16 protein-coding genes are annotated in these 16,340 nt (G+C 71.9%); 4 read left to right on the top strand and 12 right to left on the bottom strand.

Going from position 1 to position 16,340, the window contains the following annotated elements:
* Positions 1-345 precede the first annotated feature (345 nt).
* On the bottom strand, positions 346-1,272 hold the full coding sequence (locus ACH4U8_RS21860; protein ID WP_395779496.1) for a serine hydrolase: 927 nt from the start codon (positions 1,270-1,272) through the stop codon (positions 346-348).
* 125 nt (positions 1,273-1,397) lie between these two features.
* Here ACH4U8_RS21860 and ACH4U8_RS21855 point away from each other — a divergent pair, with 125 nt between their 5' ends.
* Positions 1,398-2,228 (top strand): DUF5984 family protein, encoded by an 831-nt coding sequence (locus tag ACH4U8_RS21855; protein WP_395779494.1) that lies wholly within the window; start codon positions 1,398-1,400, stop codon positions 2,226-2,228.
* Here ACH4U8_RS21855 and ACH4U8_RS21850 read toward each other — a convergent pair.
* Positions 2,205-3,887, bottom strand: a complete 1,683-nt coding sequence (locus tag ACH4U8_RS21850) for an AMP-binding protein (RefSeq protein ID WP_395779492.1) — start codon at positions 3,885-3,887, stop codon at positions 2,205-2,207. The genes ACH4U8_RS21855 and ACH4U8_RS21850 overlap by 24 nt on opposite strands.
* A 217-nt stretch (positions 3,888-4,104) precedes the next feature.
* On the opposite strand from ACH4U8_RS21850, the gene ACH4U8_RS21845 reads away from it, so the two are divergent.
* Positions 4,105-4,968 (top strand): LuxR C-terminal-related transcriptional regulator, encoded by an 864-nt coding sequence (locus ACH4U8_RS21845; RefSeq protein WP_360305527.1) that lies wholly within the window; start codon positions 4,105-4,107, stop codon positions 4,966-4,968.
* A gap of 307 nt (positions 4,969-5,275) precedes the next feature.
* Here the strand turns inward: ACH4U8_RS21845 and ehuA are convergent, their stop codons facing one another.
* The 4 genes from ehuA to ehuB form a co-directional block, all read right to left on the bottom strand.
* Positions 5,276-6,097, bottom strand: coding sequence for an ectoine/hydroxyectoine ABC transporter ATP-binding protein EhuA (gene ehuA / locus ACH4U8_RS21840; protein ID WP_395779490.1), 822 nt, complete (start codon positions 6,095-6,097; stop codon positions 5,276-5,278).
* 49 nt (positions 6,098-6,146) lie between these two features.
* On the bottom strand, positions 6,147-6,809 hold the full coding sequence (ehuD, locus tag ACH4U8_RS21835; protein ID WP_360305531.1) for an ectoine/hydroxyectoine ABC transporter permease subunit EhuD: 663 nt from the start codon (positions 6,807-6,809) through the stop codon (positions 6,147-6,149).
* A complete protein-coding gene (gene ehuC, locus ACH4U8_RS21830; protein WP_395779488.1) occupies positions 6,806-7,504 on the bottom strand; it encodes an ectoine/hydroxyectoine ABC transporter permease subunit EhuC in 699 nt (232 codons plus the stop codon). The genes ehuD and ehuC overlap by 4 nt, the downstream gene beginning before the upstream one ends.
* A gap of 61 nt (positions 7,505-7,565) precedes the next feature.
* Positions 7,566-8,417 (bottom strand): ectoine/hydroxyectoine ABC transporter substrate-binding protein EhuB, encoded by an 852-nt coding sequence (gene ehuB, locus ACH4U8_RS21825; RefSeq protein ID WP_395779557.1) that lies wholly within the window; start codon positions 8,415-8,417, stop codon positions 7,566-7,568.
* Between the two features lie 603 nt (positions 8,418-9,020).
* On the opposite strand from ehuB, the gene ACH4U8_RS21820 reads away from it, so the two are divergent.
* Together ACH4U8_RS21820 and mtnC are read left to right on the top strand one after the other, a co-directional pair.
* On the top strand, positions 9,021-9,602 hold the full coding sequence (locus ACH4U8_RS21820) for a cupin (protein WP_360305537.1): 582 nt from the start codon (positions 9,021-9,023) through the stop codon (positions 9,600-9,602).
* Positions 9,599-10,348 carry an acireductone synthase gene (mtnC, locus tag ACH4U8_RS21815; protein WP_395779486.1) on the top strand — a complete coding sequence of 250 codons (750 nt, stop codon included), beginning with the start codon at positions 9,599-9,601 and terminating at the stop codon, positions 10,346-10,348. The genes ACH4U8_RS21820 and mtnC overlap by 4 nt, the downstream gene beginning before the upstream one ends.
* 69 nt (positions 10,349-10,417) lie before the next feature.
* On the opposite strand, the gene ACH4U8_RS21810 is transcribed toward mtnC, so the two are convergent.
* From ACH4U8_RS21810 to ACH4U8_RS21785, 6 genes are all read right to left on the bottom strand, one after another.
* On the bottom strand, positions 10,418-11,224 hold the full coding sequence (locus ACH4U8_RS21810) for an FAD-binding oxidoreductase (protein ID WP_395779555.1): 807 nt from the start codon (positions 11,222-11,224) through the stop codon (positions 10,418-10,420).
* A 7-nt stretch (positions 11,225-11,231) separates the two neighbouring features.
* Complete coding sequence (locus tag ACH4U8_RS21805) at positions 11,232-11,846, bottom strand: sulfite oxidase-like oxidoreductase (protein ID WP_360305541.1); 615 nt, start codon at positions 11,844-11,846, stop codon at positions 11,232-11,234.
* A 96-nt stretch (positions 11,847-11,942) separates the two neighbouring features.
* Positions 11,943-13,316: an amidohydrolase family protein gene (locus tag ACH4U8_RS21800; RefSeq protein ID WP_395779484.1), complete on the bottom strand. Its 1,374-nt coding sequence runs from the start codon at positions 13,314-13,316 to the stop codon at positions 11,943-11,945.
* The gene (locus ACH4U8_RS21795; RefSeq protein WP_360305545.1) at positions 13,313-14,101 is read right to left on the bottom strand and encodes a nucleoside phosphorylase; all 789 of its coding nucleotides are present in this window, start codon (positions 14,099-14,101) and stop codon (positions 13,313-13,315) included. Before ACH4U8_RS21795 ends, ACH4U8_RS21800 begins: the two co-directional genes overlap by 4 nt.
* On the bottom strand, positions 14,098-15,066 hold the full coding sequence (locus ACH4U8_RS21790; RefSeq protein WP_395779482.1) for an ABC transporter permease: 969 nt from the start codon (positions 15,064-15,066) through the stop codon (positions 14,098-14,100). Before ACH4U8_RS21790 ends, ACH4U8_RS21795 begins: the two co-directional genes overlap by 4 nt.
* Positions 15,067-15,068: 2 nt before the next feature.
* Entirely contained in the window at positions 15,069-16,328 is a 1,260-nt protein-coding gene (locus ACH4U8_RS21785; protein WP_395779480.1) for an ABC transporter permease, read from the bottom strand.
* Positions 16,329-16,340 lie beyond the last annotated feature (12 nt).

The raw sequence follows: 16,340 nt of genomic DNA, 5'->3' as shown, positions 1-16,340 counted from the left end.
AGAACCGCGTTCATCCGGATGTCGCTTGCACATGCCGCAAGCGGCCGGAATCGGATCGCCAACCAGCCGTACGACCCGTTCACGCTAGCGCGCCGGCCGTGATCTGTCCGAGTCTCGAAGCTCGCCGTAGCGAGATGGTGATGAGGGGTTTCCGGTGAAGCCGACACAAATGTGGTGTCATCGCTTCGCGAACGGTCGGCGTGTGATCGGACCGCAGGTCACTCGTCGGATCGACACCACTTCTCGTCGCGGGTCGCAGGGTCGAGGACATCTGCGCGGGACACCGCGATGTGCCTCGCCGGCTCCGGGTCCAACTCGGGTGCCACGTGCGATGGTTGCGGCCCCTCAGCCGTGGGCGGCTGCGGTGACGGCGGCTTGGGCGGCGGATTCGAGTTGGGTTATGCCGGCGGGCATGGAGGGTTGGTTGTCGGAGAGGATGGCGATCAGGAGGGGGTGGCCGGTGTGGGTGATGTGGGCGATGCTGTTGATCACCCACAGGCCGGTGGCGTCGCGGGGGAGCCGGCCGTTTTTGAGGGCCGGGGTGGTACCCGGATCGGCGGTGGTGGATACGCCCCAGGTCTGGTCGGCTTGCACCGAGGTCATCAGGTCGGCCAGGTAGGCGCGGGACGCGGCGTCGAGGGGGGAGTCGGCGGCGGTGATCGCGTCGAGCAGGCGGACCTGGTCGCCGGCGGTGGTACGGGTCAAACCCCAGGAGAGGCCGGTGGGTTCGGTGTCGGTCAGGCCCAGGGTGGTGTTGGCGGTGCGGAGGCCGGCGGCGCCGCCGATGGCGGACCACAGGGTGTCGGCGGCGTCGTTGTCGCTGGTTTCGATCATGGCCGCCGCGATGGAGCGTTCGGTGTCGGTCAGGGTGCGGTTCGCCTGTTGGGCCTGGAGGAGGAGGGTGGCCAGGATGTCGACCTTGACGATGCTCGCGGTGACGTACGGGCGGTCGGCGTTGTAGGTGACGAGGGTGTCGGCGGTCGGGTCGAGGACGGCCACCGACAGGTTGCCGGTGATCTCGGGCAGGGCGGCGGCGAGGGCGGTTTCGGTCGGGGTGGGGCCGGGGGTGTGCGACGGTGGCAAGGTGGGCTCCGGGCTTTCGGGCGGGGCGGCCGTCGTGGTCGCCGCGGCGCCGAACGGGGTCGGGTCGGCGCGGTTGCCGGAGACGACCAGCCACAGCAGCGTGGCACAGACGAGCACGATCGCGGCCGGTGCGAGGAGCGATGGGCCGCGGCGTGGAGCGCGGTGGGTGCCTTCCCGAGCGGGGCTCATGGTCGACACGGTGCTGTGCGGGTGTGTGTGGTGGGTGAGACGAGTCTTAAGAGTGGGTGAGAGTCGGGGGAGTGCCCGGGAGCGCCGGGGAGCTTCGAGGGGAGCGCCGCGGCGAGTGGTGGCGGGTGGACGTTGTGGTGGTGCGGGACTGGGAGACTCGGCGGATGTTGCGCTTTCGGTTCGTGTTGCGGCCCGTGTCGGCGGTGCGGCCCTGGGGTGCGGACCCGCCTCGACTGGGCTGGTTCATCCTGACGGACGGTTGGTATCGGATCGAGGTGGGCGGCCATGAGCTGCTGCGCTACGCGGACGTCGCGCCGGACTCGGAGCCGCCGTGGGTCGACTACCACGTGGTCCGGTTGTGGGAGGACGTGCTCGACCTGATGCCGCAGGCCCTGGAACCGGTGCCGGCGGATCTGCTCGATTTCGTCGCGGGCGAGCTGCCGGCGGCGACGTGGCCGGCCGCGCCGGAGATCGAGGCGGCGAGGGCCTGGCACGCGGGCCACTCGTTGACCATGGGCCACCTGCGGGCTGCTCCGGACATCCGGTTTTGGCGCACGGTCTCGGGCGGCGCCGACACGATGACCGTCGCGTGGTCGCATCCCGTCGATCCGGACGACGACGACCCGATCGTGTTCACCGCGCCGCCGACCGGTCGGGTCGTGCTCCCGACCGATGCCTTCGTGGCCGCGGTCACCGCGTTCGATCGCGAGTTGTTCGCCGCGATGGAGGAACGGGTCGCCGGCCTGGAAGCGGCCGGCCCACCCGCCGGGGTCGACCTCGATCTGCGCGGGCTGCGCCACGAACAGCGCGACCGTGCTGGCTGGTTGGCCGAGGCGACGACCCGCGACGCCGACACCGATTGGCCCGCCGTACGAGCGGGCGCAGGCACGCTGCTCGGGCCGGCGGGCGAGTCGGCGCGGGATCGGGAGGGGTCAGCTCGGGGGTTGGTCCAGTAGGGCGATGGAGGCTTCGCGCATTTCGATCTTGCGGATCTTGCCGGTCACCGTCATCGGGAAGGCGTCGACGAGGTGGACGTAGCGCGGGATCTTGTAGTGGGCGAGGCGGCCCGTGCAGAACTCGCGGAGTTCGGCCGCGGTGAGTTCGGGGGCGCCGGGGCGGAGTTTGACCCAGGCCATCAGTTCCTCGCCGTAGCGTTCGTCGGGCACGCCGACGACCTGGACGTCCTCGATGTCCGGGTGGCCGTACAGGAATTCCTCGATCTCGCGCGGATAGACGTTCTCGCCGCCGCGGATCACCATGTCCTTGATCCGGCCGACGATCGAGACGTAGCCGTCCGCGTCCATCGTGGCCAGGTCGCCGGTGTGCATCCAGCCGTCCGGGTCGATCACCTCGGCGGTGCGCTCGGGGTCTCGCCAGTAGCCGAGCATCACCGAGTAGCCCCGGGTGCAGAACTCGCCGGGGGTGCCCTCGGGCACGGTCGCGCCGGTGGTCGGGTCGACCACCTTGATCTCCAGGTGCGGGTGTACGCGGCCGACCGTACCGACGCGGCGTTCCAACGAGTCGTCGCGGCGGGTCTGGGTGGACACCGGGGAGGTTTCGGTCATGCCGTAACAGATGGTCACCTCGGTCATGCCCATCCGCTCGATCACCCGCTTCATCACCTCGACCGGGCACGGTGAGCCCGCCATCACGCCGGTGCGCAGCGAGGAAAGGTCGTAGGTGCCGGAGTCGAAGTCGGGCAGCGCGAGTTCGGCGATGAACATGGTCGGGACGCCGTACAGGACCGTGCAGCGTTCCTCGTGCACGGCGCGCAGGGTGGCGGCCGGGTCGAACAGCGGGGCCGGGACGACCATGCACGCGCCGTGGCTGGTCGCGCCGAGGTTGCCCATCACCATGCCGAAGCAGTGGTAGAAGGGCACCGGCAGGCACACCCGGTCGGCGGCCGTCCAGCCCTGGATCTCGGCCACCTGGAAGCCGTTGCCCAGGATGTTGCGGTGCGAGAGCGTGGCGCCCTTGGGGAAGCCGGTGGTGCCCGAGGTGTACTGGATGTTGATCGGGTCCTCCGGCCGCAGCGTGGCCTCGCGGGCGCGCAGCCGCTCGACCGAGACTGCGGTGCCCTCGGCGACCAGCGCGGGCCAGTCCGGGGTGTCGATGTGCACGACGCGTTCCAGGTCGGGGCAGGCGGGGCGGACCTCGGTGACCATCGCCGGGTAGTCGCTGGTCTTCACGCGCGACGCGGCGATCAGCAGCCTGGTGCCGGACTGGGCCAGCGCGTACTCGATCTCGTGCACCCGGTAGGCCGGGTTGAGGTTGACCAGGATCGCGCCGACCCGGGCGGAGGCGTACTGCACGAGGGTCCACTCGGCGCAGTTGGGTGACCAGATGCCGACCCGGTCGCCCGCCTCGATGCCGGTGGCGATCAGGGCGCGGGCGAGGTCGTCGACGGCGGCGTCGAACTCGGCGTACGTCCAGCGTCGGCCACTCGCGCACTCGACGAGGGCGTCGTTGTCGGGGTGGGTGGCGGCGATCCGGGCCAGGTTGGCGCCGATGGTCTCGTGCGGGAGCGGCGGCGTGCGCTCACCCTGGCGGGTGGCGGGCCCGGCCGGCGCGGGGGCGTCCTGGGGCTGCGGGGGCGGGGGCGCGGAAGCGGTCATCGCGGGTCACCTGGCCTGGTCGGGGTGTGGTGGGAGCGAGCGGTGCGGGTCGGCGTTGCCGCGACGGTAGGCGGGGTGGGCGGGGACGGCGAGCGTTGTACCCCCGAATGGGGGTGATGCGAGGCGGGACTCGGCAGTACGTTTCCCTTGCGGCCGGGGCGTGCCGTTCGTGCCGGGTGGACGCGAGCCGACCCCGGGCCGAGGACACGGAGGAGCCATGAGCCAGGGCGCGGGATCGGTCGGCGATCCGGTGGGTCGTGCCGTCGAGCGGTTTCGGGCGCGGACCGGGGTGGACGTCGCGTTCGCGGGTCCGTGTCCCGACGTGGGCGATCGGCTGGTGATCTCGTATCTGAGCGGGACCTCGACGCGCGTGTTGGCGGGGCTGACGGTGGTCGCCGGGACCGGGGTGGGCGGCAAGGCGATCACCACGCGGCGGCCGATCCGGGTGGTCGACTATGTCGCGGCGTCGGCGATCAGCCACGAGTACGACCGGGCGGTCACCACCGAGGGGGTGCGGGCGGTGTTCGCGGTGCCGGTGCTCGCGGGGCGCGAGGTGGCGGCGGTGTTGTACGGGGCGCTGCGTCGGCCGTGCGACTTCGGCGACGGGATCCTGACGACGGCCTGCGACGCGGCGCGTGACGCCGGGCACGAGATCGCGGTCGCGCGCGAGGTCGAGCAACGCATGGCGCAGGCGGCGGAGCTGCCGGGGTGGGCGGCGTCGGAGATCCGGTTGGCGTATGCCGAGCTGTTGGCGCTGGCCGGGGCCGCGACGGATCCCGGGCTGGGGGAGCGGTTGCGGGAGGTGTGTGGGCGGTTGGCGCGCACCGCGGGCGCCTCCGGCGGGGATACGGGTGGCCTCGGCGGGCCCGGGAGCGCGGCGGCCGGAGTGCGGCTGACACCCCGGGAGACGGACGTGCTGGCGCTGGTCGCGGTGGGTCGGAGCAACGCGGAGGTGGGGCAGACGTTGGGGGTGGGGGCGGAGACGGTGAAGAGCTACCTGCGCTCGGCGATGCGGAAACTGGACGTGCACAACCGGGTCGAGGCGGTCGTCGCGGCGCGCGCGGGCGGCTATCTGCCGTAACCGGCGGGTCGGCCGAGGACGGGAAGCCCTCCCGGACGGGCCGGACCTCCGTGCGGTGGGCGAGCGCGCCCCGACCCGCGGCCGGGCTTGTCCTCGAACGCCGGACGGGTGGGATCGGTGGGATCGGTGGGGTCGTGGACGTCGGCCGTCGTGCGGCTTCCGGCGTTGCCTGGGCCTCCGCGGGTGGAGTCGAGTACGTGCTCGGATTGGGCTTGCAGCTTGGTGGGCTTCTCGGCGGCGTTCTCCGGTTCGGAACCGGAGTCTCCCGGTGTGCTGGTGGGTCTCTCGTTCGGCGGGTGGGGCGGGGTCAGGATTCGGCGAGGATGGATTTGAGGAAGCGTTGGGTGCGTTCGTGGGTCGGGGTGGTGAGGAGGGAATCCGGGGGGCCCGATTCGATGATTCTGCCGTCGGAGAACATCAGGACCCGGTCGGAGACGTCGCGGGCGAAGCGCATGGCGTGGGTGACGCAGAGCATGGTGACGTCGGTGGTGTGGGCCACCTCGCGCAGCACGTCCAGGACCTCGGCGGCGAGTTCGGGGTCGAGTGCGGAGGTGACCTCGTCGAGCAGCAGGATGTCCGGCTCGACGGCCAACGCCCGGGCGATGGCCACCCGTTGTTGTTGACCGCCGGAGAGCTGGGCCGGGTAGGCGGACAACTTGTCGCGCAGGCCGACCAGTTCGAGCAGGTCGGCGGCGCGGGCCTCGGCCTCCTCCGTCGAGACGCCGTGTACGCGGATCGGCGCCTCGGTGACGTTGCGCAGCACCCGCATGTTCGGGAACAGGTTGAACTGTTGGAAGACCATGGTGATCCGACTGCGGATGGCCCGGATGTGCCGCTCCGACGCGGGTACCAGTTTCCCCTCGCGCCGCTCGTGGAAGAGTGGTTCGCCGCCGACCTCGATCACTCCGGTGTCCGGCCGGGCCAGCGTCATGAGCATCCGCAGGATGGTGGTCTTGCCGGAACCGCTGGGCCCGATCAGGGTGACCCGCTCGCCGGCGCGCACGCCGAACGACAGGTCGTCGAGCACCACGTTGTCGCCGAAGCGTTTGCCCACCCGGTCGAAGGTGATCAGGTCGGTGGGTGGTGCCTGGTCCGCCGGGGGCGTCGGCGCCGCCTGGGTCTGGGTCATCGTGTGTTCCTCCAACGTCGAGCCGGGTGGTCCGTGCGTTCGCGGGGCGTCAGGTCGCGCGCACCCGCCCGAACCGCCGCTCGACCAGCCGCAACAGCGCGGACATCACCAACGTGACGACGAGATAGAAGACGCCGGCGACGGTGAACGGCTCCAGCGTGCGGAAGGTCTCCGCGTTGAGTTCGCGGGCGGTGGAGAAGACCTCCACCACGGTGATCGCGATCAACTGCGGGGTGTCCTTGAACATCGAGAGCAGGTAGTTGCCCAGCGCCGGCAACACCCGCGGCACCGCCTGCGGCAGGATCACCGACGTCCACACCCGCCGGCGCGGCAGGTGCAGTGCCACGGCCGCCTCCCACTGGCCGACCGGCACCCCCTCGATGCCCGCGCGGTAGACCTCGGACACGTACGTCGCGTAGTGGATGCCCAGGGTCAACGCGCCGACGGTCAGCGGTGCCCAATCGATCCCGATCGTGGGCAGTACGTAGAACATGAAGAACAACTGCACCAACAGCGGGGTACAGCGGATCAGTTCGCAGATCAGCGCGACCGGTACGGACACCCAGCGGGTGGGGCTGCGCCGCAACAGCGCGAACACCAGGCCCAGTACGAGGGCCAACACGTAGCCGTACGCGGTGGCCTGGAGTGCGACCAGCATGCCGGACCACAGATCCGGGACGATCTCCCACGCGTAGTCCCAATCCCAACTCATCGGGCCGCCTCCGCACGCCGCAGCAGCCGTTGCAGCGGTCCCGGCTCGGGTGTGCGGCCGAGCGAGCGCATGGCGTGCCGTTCCAGGGCGCGGATCAGCGTGATCAGTACCAGCGCGATCAGCGCGTAGCCGAACAGCAGGCCGGTGAACACCAGGGTGGTCTCACCCGAGGACATCCGGATGAGTTGGGCGTTGAAGGTCAGATCCGGGATGGACACGATCGACACCACGGCGGACATCTTGAGCAACTCGATCAGGTTGTTGCCCAGCGGCGGGAGCATGGCCCGATACGCCTGGGGCAGCAACACCCGGCGGATGCGCTGGGCGCGGGTGAAGTTGAGGGCGATCGCGGCCTCGATCTGCGCGGCCGGCACCGCCTGGATCGCGCCGCGCACCACCTCGGCGGCATACGCGCCGATGTTCAGGCCGAGCGCCAGCATGCCGGCCCACATCGGGTGCAACTGCCAACCCAGGACCGGGACCACGAAGACGAACCAGAAGGCCAGTACCAGGGTGGGCAGGCCGCGGAAGACCTCCACGTAGCAGGCGCCGAGCAGCCGGGGCAGCCGATGCTCGCTGCATCGGGCCAGCCCGGCGGCCAGCGCCAGGAGCAGGCCGAGTGCCCCGCCGCCCAGCGTGAGGTAGACGGTGTTCAGCGCACCGTGCAACAACAGGTCGAGTTGCCCGGACGTCATCCGGCGGCCTCCGATCGGGAACGGGCGGGTGGTCTGCGCGAGCCGGCGCGGTTGCCCTCGCTCATGCCGCACACACCCGTTGCGCGGTCAGCTCCGGCGCCGGCACATCGGCCTCGGTGAAGCCGAACGGCCGCTGGATGCGCAGCAGTTCGCCGCTGTCCCGAAGCTTGTGCAATTCCCGATCGAAGGCCGCGACGAAGTCCGTCTGATCCGGCGTCACCGCGAACGCACCCGCGGCGGCCGTGATCGGCCGGCCGTCGACGACCGGCCGATACGGCGCGGTGACCTCCAGATCGGCGTGTTTGCGCTGCTGCAGGCCCCAGTTCAGCGAGATCGAGGTGAGCGCGACCGCGTCCACCCGGCCGCCGATCATCCCGTCGAACGCACTGGGCTGGTCGGCGAACCGGGTGATCCGGGCGCCGGGTACGCCGCTTCGTTCGGCCACGTCCGCCTCGACCGCGCCGAGCAGGACGCCCAGCCGGACATTCGAATTCGCGGCCACATCGGCCATGGTGGCCAGTCCGCGCGGGTTGCCCTTGGGTACCAGGAACGCTTCGGCCGCATCGAACTCGGGGTCGGTGAACAACACTTGCGCACACCGTGCGGGAGTGATGGACATGCCGGCGCCGACGATGTCGAACAGGCCCGCCCGCAGGCCCGGGATCAACGCGCCGAAGTCGGAGGGCACCGGTTCGATCCGGCGCACGCCCAGACGATCGAAGATCGCCTTGGCCAACTCGGCTGCCTCACCGGTGAGTTCGGCGTCCTTGTCGAGGAAGCTGTAGGGCGCCTCGTTGGCGAACCCGATGCGGACCGAGCCCCGCTTGCGCAGTCGGTGCAGCAACGTACCGCCGTCCGGTTCGTCGTTCAGGTCCACTCGGCTGCACGCGGCGGCGGTGCCGGCCGCGGTCACCGCCAAGCCGACGGCTCCGACGCCGCGCAGCAGACCGCGGCGGGAAAGTCCGGGACCGGGTCGGGGTCTGGCATCGACGGCACGCAAAACGCGGTCAGCTCCTTCCGCAGGGGACAGGGCACGCCCCGCCGCGGCCGTCGCTGCGAGAGCCTCGACCCCGAGAGCCGTCGACGCGGGGCCGAAACGGTCGGAGTCGGCGCCCGGAAGCGAGCCGGACCCGGTGGTGCGAAGTGGCGACCCTAGGCCGATCCGACACCGGCCGACAAAGAGTCGGGCAAACCCGAACGGCCGTTTCGTGATCGGCCTGTGGCCGGAGCGGCCGATTGTCACGAATGCATCACGACTGGTGTCCGACTTGCCGGATACCCGAGGTGGCCGGCGTCCTCGGCGGAGCCCGTGACCGGCCGCGTTCGTTATTCGGACGTGACGGCCGGCGGGCCCGGCAGGGCGGGCAAAGTCGTCTCGGAGGGTGACCGCGCCCTCGGCCGGAACGGGTCGAGACGGTAGTTTTGGGATCGTTCACGATCGCTTTCGCACCCGAAGGCGAACGAGGACCCAGCGCCCGGGGAGCCCGCCCCGATTCAGTAGCCAAGGAGGGACGCCATGTCCTTGCTGACCGTCTGGCCCGAGACCGACGCCGCCGAGTCGATCCTGCGCACCTCGGACCCGGCCGAGATCGCGAGTGCCCTGAAGCCGATCGGCGTGCGTTTCGAGCGCTGGACGGCCGACGTCGAGCTGCCCGACGGCGCGACGCAGGACGAGGTGATCGCGGCGTATCGAACCGAGGTGGACCGGATCACCGCCGCCGAGGGCTACATCCAGGTCGACGTGATCCGCCTCCAGCCCTCGGACGACCCGGAGTGGCCGGCCAAGGCCGCCGGCGCGCGGGCCAAGTTCCTCACCGAGCACACCCACGACGACGACGAGGTGCGCTTCTTCGTCGAGGGCGCGGGCATCTTCTACCTGCACATCGCCGGCCGCGTGCACGCCGTGCTGTGCGAGGCGGGCGACCTGCTCTCGGTGCCCAAGGGCATCACCCACTGGTTCGACATGGGCGTCGAGCCCTCGGTCGCCGCGATCCGCTTCTTCCACGACGAGGACGGTTGGATCGGCGACTTCACCGGCGACCCGATCTCCTCCCGCTTCCCCGACTTCGACCAGATCTGGGCCGGGTACGCGGCGTGAGCGAGGGCACCACCACCACACCGCTGACGGTCGTCGTCGACATCGAGGGCACCACCAGCGCCACCGGCTTCATCACGGAGCAGCTCTACCCGTACTCCCGCGTGCACTTCGCCCGTTGGCTGGACGAGCACGGCGACCACCCGGACGTGGCGCGCGCGGCGGAGGGCGTCCGCGCCCTGATCGGCGAGCCGGACGCGGACACCAAGCGCATCGTCGAGGCGCTCGACGGCTGGCTCGACCGGGACGAGAAGGTCACCCCGCTCAAGGCGCTCCAGGGCCTGATCTGGGCCGAGGGCTTCGCGTCCGGCGAACTGACCTCGCACTTCTACCCGGACGCGATCCCGGCGCTGCGCGCGTGGCACGCGGCGGGGCACCGGCTGTACATCTTCTCGTCCGGCTCGGTGGCCGCGCAGCGCGCGTGGTTCGGCAGTTCGCCGGAGGGTTCGTTGTTGCCGCTGTTCTCCGGTCACTTCGACACCGAGAACGCCGGCCCCAAGCGGGTGGCCGACTCGTACCGCGCGATCGCGGCGATGATCGGCGAGCCGCGACCGGAACGTCTGGTCTTCCTGTCCGACCTGGTCGAGGAGTTGGACGCGGCGCGCGAGGCCGGCTGGTGGACGATCGGAGTGCGTCGCCCCGACGCGAACGAGCCGTACTACGACCGGGGCGTGGGCGACCACCCGGAGACGGCGACCTTCGCCCGCCTGGATCTGAGCGGCGACCGCCCGATCCTGCGCGACTCCTGAGCCCGCCCGTGCGGGCGGACAAGGCCGAAGCGCGGTCGGTGGCACCGAGGTTGGTGCCACCGACCGCACTCAGCCGAACCGCTCCACCCGGATCCGCGACGTCGGCAGCCCCGCGGCGGTGAGCAACCGCCCCGCGTGCTCCGCGAAACCGGTCGAGCCGCAGACGAACACCTCGTAGCGCTCGTCCGCGAGCACCGCCGCCGCATGCGGCGCGATCGCCCGCGCGTCCAGCCGGCCCACCGGATGCGGATACCCGGCCGGCGCCGCCCGGCTGTACAGCACGGTGTGCTCCTCGCCCGGCAGCGGAGCCAACTCGCCCGCGTACAACAGGTCTTCCGGGGTGCGGGCACAGGCCACCAGGCGCAGCGGCACGGTCGATCGACGCCGGCGCCGGTGCCGGACCATGGCCATCAGCGGGACCAGCCCGGAGCCGCCGGCCACCAGCAGCGCCGGCCGGTCGCCCGGCCACGCGAAGAACCCGCCGAGCGGGCCGCGCACCTCCAGCACGTCGCCCACCCGGGCCACGTCGTGCACGAACCCGGACACCTCGCCGCCCGGCACCCGGTCGACGGTGAACTCGACGTGTCCCTCGTCGTCCGGCGCCGAGCCGACCGAGTAGTGCCGTTGGGCGGTGTAGCCGTCGGCGGCGGTCAGGCGCAACATGTAGTGCTGGCCCGCGACGTGCGCGTGCCATACCGGCAGCGCGAGCCGGACGGTGACCGCGTTGGGCGTCTCGCGGCGCACCTCGACCACGGTCGCCGGCTGCCAGTCCACCTTCCCGCGCAGACTCGGCGCGGCCCGGCCGGGCGCGGCGAACGCGGGAATCGGCGGCGCACCGGACCCGGCCGCCCCGCTCGCCGTCCCGGCCGTCGCCACGGTCGCCTCAGTCACCGGAATACCTCTCCTCCGCCCACGGATCACCACGATGGTGATAGCCGTTGACCTCCCAGAACCCCGGTTCGTCGTGGTCGAGCAGGCGCAGGCCCGCGATCCACTTGACGCTCTTCCAGAAGTACAGATGCGGCACCAGCAGCCGGGCGGGCCCGCCGTGCGCCGGAGTCAGCGGCGCGCCCTCGAAGTCGAACGCGATCCAGGCCCGGCCGCCGGTCAGGTCGGCGAGCGTGAGGTTGGTGGTGTAGCCGGTGTGCGAGTACGCCACCGCGTGGGTGGCGCTCGACCTCGGCGCGACCTCGGCCAGGAACGTGTCCAGCGCGATGCCCGTGAAGTCGGTGCTCAGCTTGGACCAGGACGTGACGCAGTGGATCGGTCCGTCGTAGGTCTCGCGCGGCAACTCGCGTGCCTGCTCCCAGTCCCACGCGCGCGGCCGGTCGACCAGCCCGTCGATCCGGAACGACCAGTCGGCGGGCGCGAGTTCGGGGGTGACCTCGGCGGAGAGCACCGGGAAGTCACGGTGTGCGTCGTACTGCCCCGGGGGCAGTCGCGGGTCGCGCTCGGCGGCGGTGTGCCGACCGACGAAGCCGCGGGTCGTGGAACTCATGTCGATGCCTTCGCACTTGTCTCGACCGCACTCGCCTCGGTCGCACTCGTCTCGACCGCATTCGTCTCGGTCGCACTCATCTCGATACCTCCGCGCTCATGCCGGGATCGCCGGCGAGGGCGTCGAGCCGGTGTCGGTCACGTCGGGATCCCGATTCGCTCGACCGGACGGGTTCGGCAGCGTGGCGGCGAGGGCGTTCAGTTCCTCGATCGCCGCGCCCTCGTCGATCGTAAGCAGTCGCCGGTCGCGCAGCACGATCCGGCCCTCGATCACCGTGTCCCGCACATCGGCGGGGCCGGCCGCGTAGGCGAGCATCGACCACGGGTCGTGCCGGGGCGTCAGGTGCGCCCGGTTCAGGTCCAGCACGACCAGGTCGGCCGCCTTGCCGACCTCGATCGACCCGGTCAGCGCGCCGAGCCCGATCGCCCGGGCGCCGTCCGCGGTGGCCATCCGGACCGCGGTGCGGGCGCCGATCAGGGTCGGATCGGGCGCGGCGCCTGGGGAGACCCGATGCAGCGTGGCGGCGGCGCGGATCGGGCCGAACAGGTCCAGCGCGTTGGCACTGACCGCGCCGTCGGTGCCCAGGCCCACCGGCACGCCGGCGGCCAGCAACTCGGGCAACCGGGCCACGCCGGAGGCGAGCTTGAGGTTGGAGACCGGACAGTGCGCCACGCCCGCGCCGGAGGCGGCGATCAGCGCGATCTCCTCGTCGGTCAGGTGCACCGCGTGTGCCAGCAGCGTGCCCGGACGCAACAGTCCCAGATCGTGCAGGAGTTCCACCGGACGGCGGCCGTACCGACGGCGTACGGTCTCCGTCTCGACCGCGTTCTCGGCCGCGTGGATGTGCAACAACGCGTCGTGCTCGCGGGCCAGTTCGGCGACCGCGAGCAACTGGTCCGGGTTCAGCGTGTAGGTGCTGTGCGGGGTCACGCAGCGAGTCGCCGAACGGGTCAGCAACCCGGGTGCCCGGCGCAGGCGCGCGGCGAAGTCGAGACCGTCCGGCGGTCCGGGCACATCCATGAAGGTGGGCCCGGTGACCAGCCGAAAGCCCGCCTCGGCGGCGGCGGCCAGCCCCGCCTCGGGGAACCAGTACATGTCCATCGCGGTGGTCACCCCCGCCCGGATCGACTCGGCCAGCGCCAACCGCACCGCGGCGCGCACCACCTCGGCGGTCAGCACCGCGCTCTCGGCGGCCACCAGCCGCTCCAGGAACACCTGGAGGTCGACGTCGTCGGCCCGCCCCCGGAACAGCGTCATCGCCGAGTGCGCGTGCGCGTTGACCAGCCCGGGCAACACCAGGCACCCGCGCGCGTCCAGGGTCGGCGCCGCCGGATGGCGCGCGCCCAACTCGGCCGCCGAGCCGACCGCGACGATCCGGCCGGCCGCGATCGCGACCGCGCCGTCGGGCAGGTACGTGTCGGCGGCGTCCGCGGTGAGCACCGCGCCGCCGGTGACGAGCAGGTCGATCACGCCCGGTCCGCCGCCTCGCCGGCCTCGTCCAGGGCCAGTCGGTACAGCGCGTCCAGCGCCACCACGACACCGCGCTCGACACCCTCGGCGACCACCTGCCGGTGCGGGTCGTAGGTCGAGCCGCCGGACTCGTCGACCAGGTCGTCGGCCGCGATCCCGTCCACGACCAGCACGCCGCCCGCCCGGTGCCCGCCCAGCGCGGCGAACACCAGCAACGCGGACAACTCCATCTCGATCGCCAGCACGCCGGCCGCCTGGTACGGCTTCATCGGCAACTCCAGCACACCCGGCATGAACGCCGCCCGGGTCCACACCACGCCCCGGTGATGCGGCGCGGCGTGCGCGCGGGCCGCGCCGTCGAGCGCCAGGACCACCTCGGGCGTGGCAAAGGCCGGGAACTCGGCCGGGACCAACTGCTGCGTCACCCCGTCGTCGCGGACCGCGGCGGTGGCCACCACCAGGTCGCCGTCGCCCACGCCGCGCGCCATCGCGCCCGCCGTGCCCAGCCGGATGAAGGTACGCACCCCCGCCTCGGCCAGTTCGCCGAACAGGCACACCGCGCCCGGACCGCCCACGCCGTGCGAGGACACCACGACCGGTACGCCGCGCCAACTGCCCGCGTAGCTGACGTACTCGCGGTTGGCGCCGATCCGCCGCGCGTCCTCCAGCCGTTCGGCGACCAGTGCGGCGCGCGCCGGGTCGCCGACGACCAGGGCGTGGGCGGGCAGTCCGCTGCTGGGTATTTTCGTGATCGGCAGGACGGCCGGGCGGGTGGCGCTGCTCATGACTGGGGCTCCGAGGTGGTGCGGGCGAATCGGCGAGGACGGGGGATGCGGCCGGTGAGCCGGCCCGGGGGCGCGGCGCCGCGGCGGGCGCGCGAGCGGGTGGCCAGGAACAGCGCGACCAGGGTCATCACGTACGGCGCGGCATCGGCGGCCTGCTGCGGCATGCCCTCACCCTGGAGCCGGAAGCCGACCGCCTCGACCAGGCCGAACAGGATGCCCGCGAGCAGCACGCCGATCGGCAGTGCGCGTCCGAGCATCACCGCGACCACGGCGATCCAGCCGCGACCCGCGGTCATGTTCTCGGAGAACAGGGTCACGTTGCCCAGCGCGAGCTGCGCGCCGGCCAGCCCGCACAGCGCGCCCGAGGTCAGGATCGCGGCGTAGCGGTAGCGGGCGACGCTGACGCCGAGCGACTGGGCGGCCTCCGGCGCCTCGCCGACGCCGCGCAGCCGCACGCCCCACGGGTGTCGGGACAGCAGCACGGCGATCACCACGACGGCGACCCAGGACAGGTACACCAGCGGCGAGTGGCCGGACAACGCGCGGCCCAGGAAGGGCACCGACTCCAGGCCGGGGATGTCGACCGGTTGCAGGCCCTTGAGGTCCGGGTCGCCGAAGGTGCCCTGCTTGCCGAAGACGGTGCGCAGCAGGAAGCCGGTCAGGCCCACGGCGAGCAGGTTCAGCGCGATGCACAGCACCACCGCGTCCGCGCCCAGCGTGACCGCGCCGATGGCGAGCAGCAGCGAGAAGACCATCGCGGCGAGCACCGCCGAGATCACCCCGACCCAGACGCTGCCGCCGAACCAACTGCCGGTGACGGCCGCGAAGCAGCCGATCAGCATGGTGCCTTCCAGCGACACGTTGAACACGCCGGCGCGTTCGCACAGCGCGCCGCCGAGGGCGGCGAACAGGATCGGGGTGAGCGCGCGCAGCGCGGAGAAGATCAGTTCGGCGTCGAAGGACATGGTCACTTACCTCCGTCGCCGCGCGCGGGGGCGGGCGGCCCGGCGACGCCGGTGTCGAGTACTGCGGCTTCCGGTACTGCGGGTTCGAGCACGCCGGATTCGAGCACGCCGGTTTCGAGGTCCGGTGGTGGCGCGGCAGCGCCGTCGGGTCCTCGGCCGAGCCGGTGCAACCAACCACCCTTGCGGAAGATGCCGCCGCGCACCGCGAGGAAGAGGATCACCACGGCCTGGAGCACGGCGGTGAGCTGCTGCGGCACCGCGGTCTCCTGTTCCATGCCGAAGCCGCCGATGGTCAGCGCGCTGAAGAAGAACCCGGCGGCGACCGTGCCCAGCGGGGACGCGGCGGCCAGCAGCGCGGCGAGCAGACCGGTCCAGGTGTAGCCGGGCGTGGTCAGCGCGCCGTCGACCATCCGGTACGGGAAGCCGAGCACGGTGATCGCGCCGACCAGGCCGGCCAGCGACCCGGACGCGAACATCAGCCGCAGGGTGAGCCGGGCGCGGTCCACGCCGGCGTAACCGGCGAAGCGCGCGCCCAGGCCGGTCATCCGCACCTCGTAGCCGGCGGCGGTGCGATGGTCGACCACGAAGTAGACCACCGCGGCCAGCACGATCAGCACGATGCCCACGCTGACCCCGGTGCCCGCACCGGATCCGGCGGCGAACTCGGGCAGCTTGACGCCCTCGGGCAGCCGGTCGGTCTGCGGGATGCCGGAGCCCTTCTGGAGCAGCGGAAAGCGCACCATGTAGGACACGAACGACATCGCGGGGTAGCTCAGCAACAGGCTGCTGACCAGCAGCGGCACCCCGCAGCGGGTCTCCAGGACGGCGGCGAGCGCGGCCCACAGGCCACCCGCGAGCATGCCCGCGAGCAGCGCCAGGATCACGGTGATCGCGCTGGGGAAGGGCGAGTACAGGCCGACCGAGACGGCGGCCAGGCCGCCCAGCACGAGTTGGCCGTCGCCGCCGAGGTTGACCAGGCCCGCGCGCAGCGGGATGGCCAGCGCGAGCGCGAGGCCGACGATGGGGATGCATTCGCCGAGCGTGTCGCCGATGCCCTCGGAGCCGAACGCCCCGGTGAGCACCGAGCCGTACGCGGTCAGCGGATCGGCGCCGGTGCCGGCCAGGATGATCGCGCCCAGGATCAGCGCGGCCACGATGGAGACGGTGACCGGGGAGAACACGGCGCCGCGCACGTGCAGCGCCCACCGTGCGGCCGGACCCGATGGATGCTCGATGGCCGTACCGGCCTTGCTGGCAGTCATATCTGATAACCC

Source organism: Embleya sp. NPDC020886 (assembly GCF_044333915.1).
GTDB lineage: Bacteria > Actinomycetota > Actinomycetes > Streptomycetales > Streptomycetaceae > Embleya.
The sequence above is the reverse complement of the archived record's forward strand: the minus strand, read 5'-3'. Positions and strand labels throughout refer to the sequence as shown.

Bases quoted from the DNA above. Each gene is read 5' to 3' on its own strand.
- ACH4U8_RS21820 (WP_360305537.1), top strand. From the start codon at position 9,021: ATGTCCTTGCTGACCGTCTGGCCCGAGACCGACGCCGCCGAGTCGATC.
- ACH4U8_RS21795 (WP_360305545.1), bottom strand. From the start codon at position 14,101: ATGAGCAGCGCCACCCGCCCGGCCGTCCTGCCGATCACGAAAATACCC.
- ACH4U8_RS21845 (WP_360305527.1), top strand. From the start codon at position 4,105: ATGAGCCAGGGCGCGGGATCGGTCGGCGATCCGGTGGGTCGTGCCGTC.
- ACH4U8_RS21850 (WP_395779492.1), bottom strand. From the start codon at position 3,887: ATGACCGCTTCCGCGCCCCCGCCCCCGCAGCCCCAGGACGCCCCCGCG.
- ehuC (WP_395779488.1), bottom strand. From the start codon at position 7,504: ATGACGTCCGGGCAACTCGACCTGTTGTTGCACGGTGCGCTGAACACC.
- ehuA (WP_395779490.1), bottom strand. From the start codon at position 6,097: ATGACCCAGACCCAGGCGGCGCCGACGCCCCCGGCGGACCAGGCACCA.
- ACH4U8_RS21785 (WP_395779480.1), bottom strand. From the start codon at position 16,328: ATGACTGCCAGCAAGGCCGGTACGGCCATCGAGCATCCATCGGGTCCG.
- ACH4U8_RS21805 (WP_360305541.1), bottom strand. From the start codon at position 11,846: ATGAGTTCCACGACCCGCGGCTTCGTCGGTCGGCACACCGCCGCCGAG.
- ehuD (WP_360305531.1), bottom strand. From the start codon at position 6,809: ATGAGTTGGGATTGGGACTACGCGTGGGAGATCGTCCCGGATCTGTGG.
- ACH4U8_RS21860 (WP_395779496.1), bottom strand. From the start codon at position 1,272: ATGAGCCCCGCTCGGGAAGGCACCCACCGCGCTCCACGCCGCGGCCCA.
- ACH4U8_RS21790 (WP_395779482.1), bottom strand. From the start codon at position 15,066: ATGTCCTTCGACGCCGAACTGATCTTCTCCGCGCTGCGCGCGCTCACC.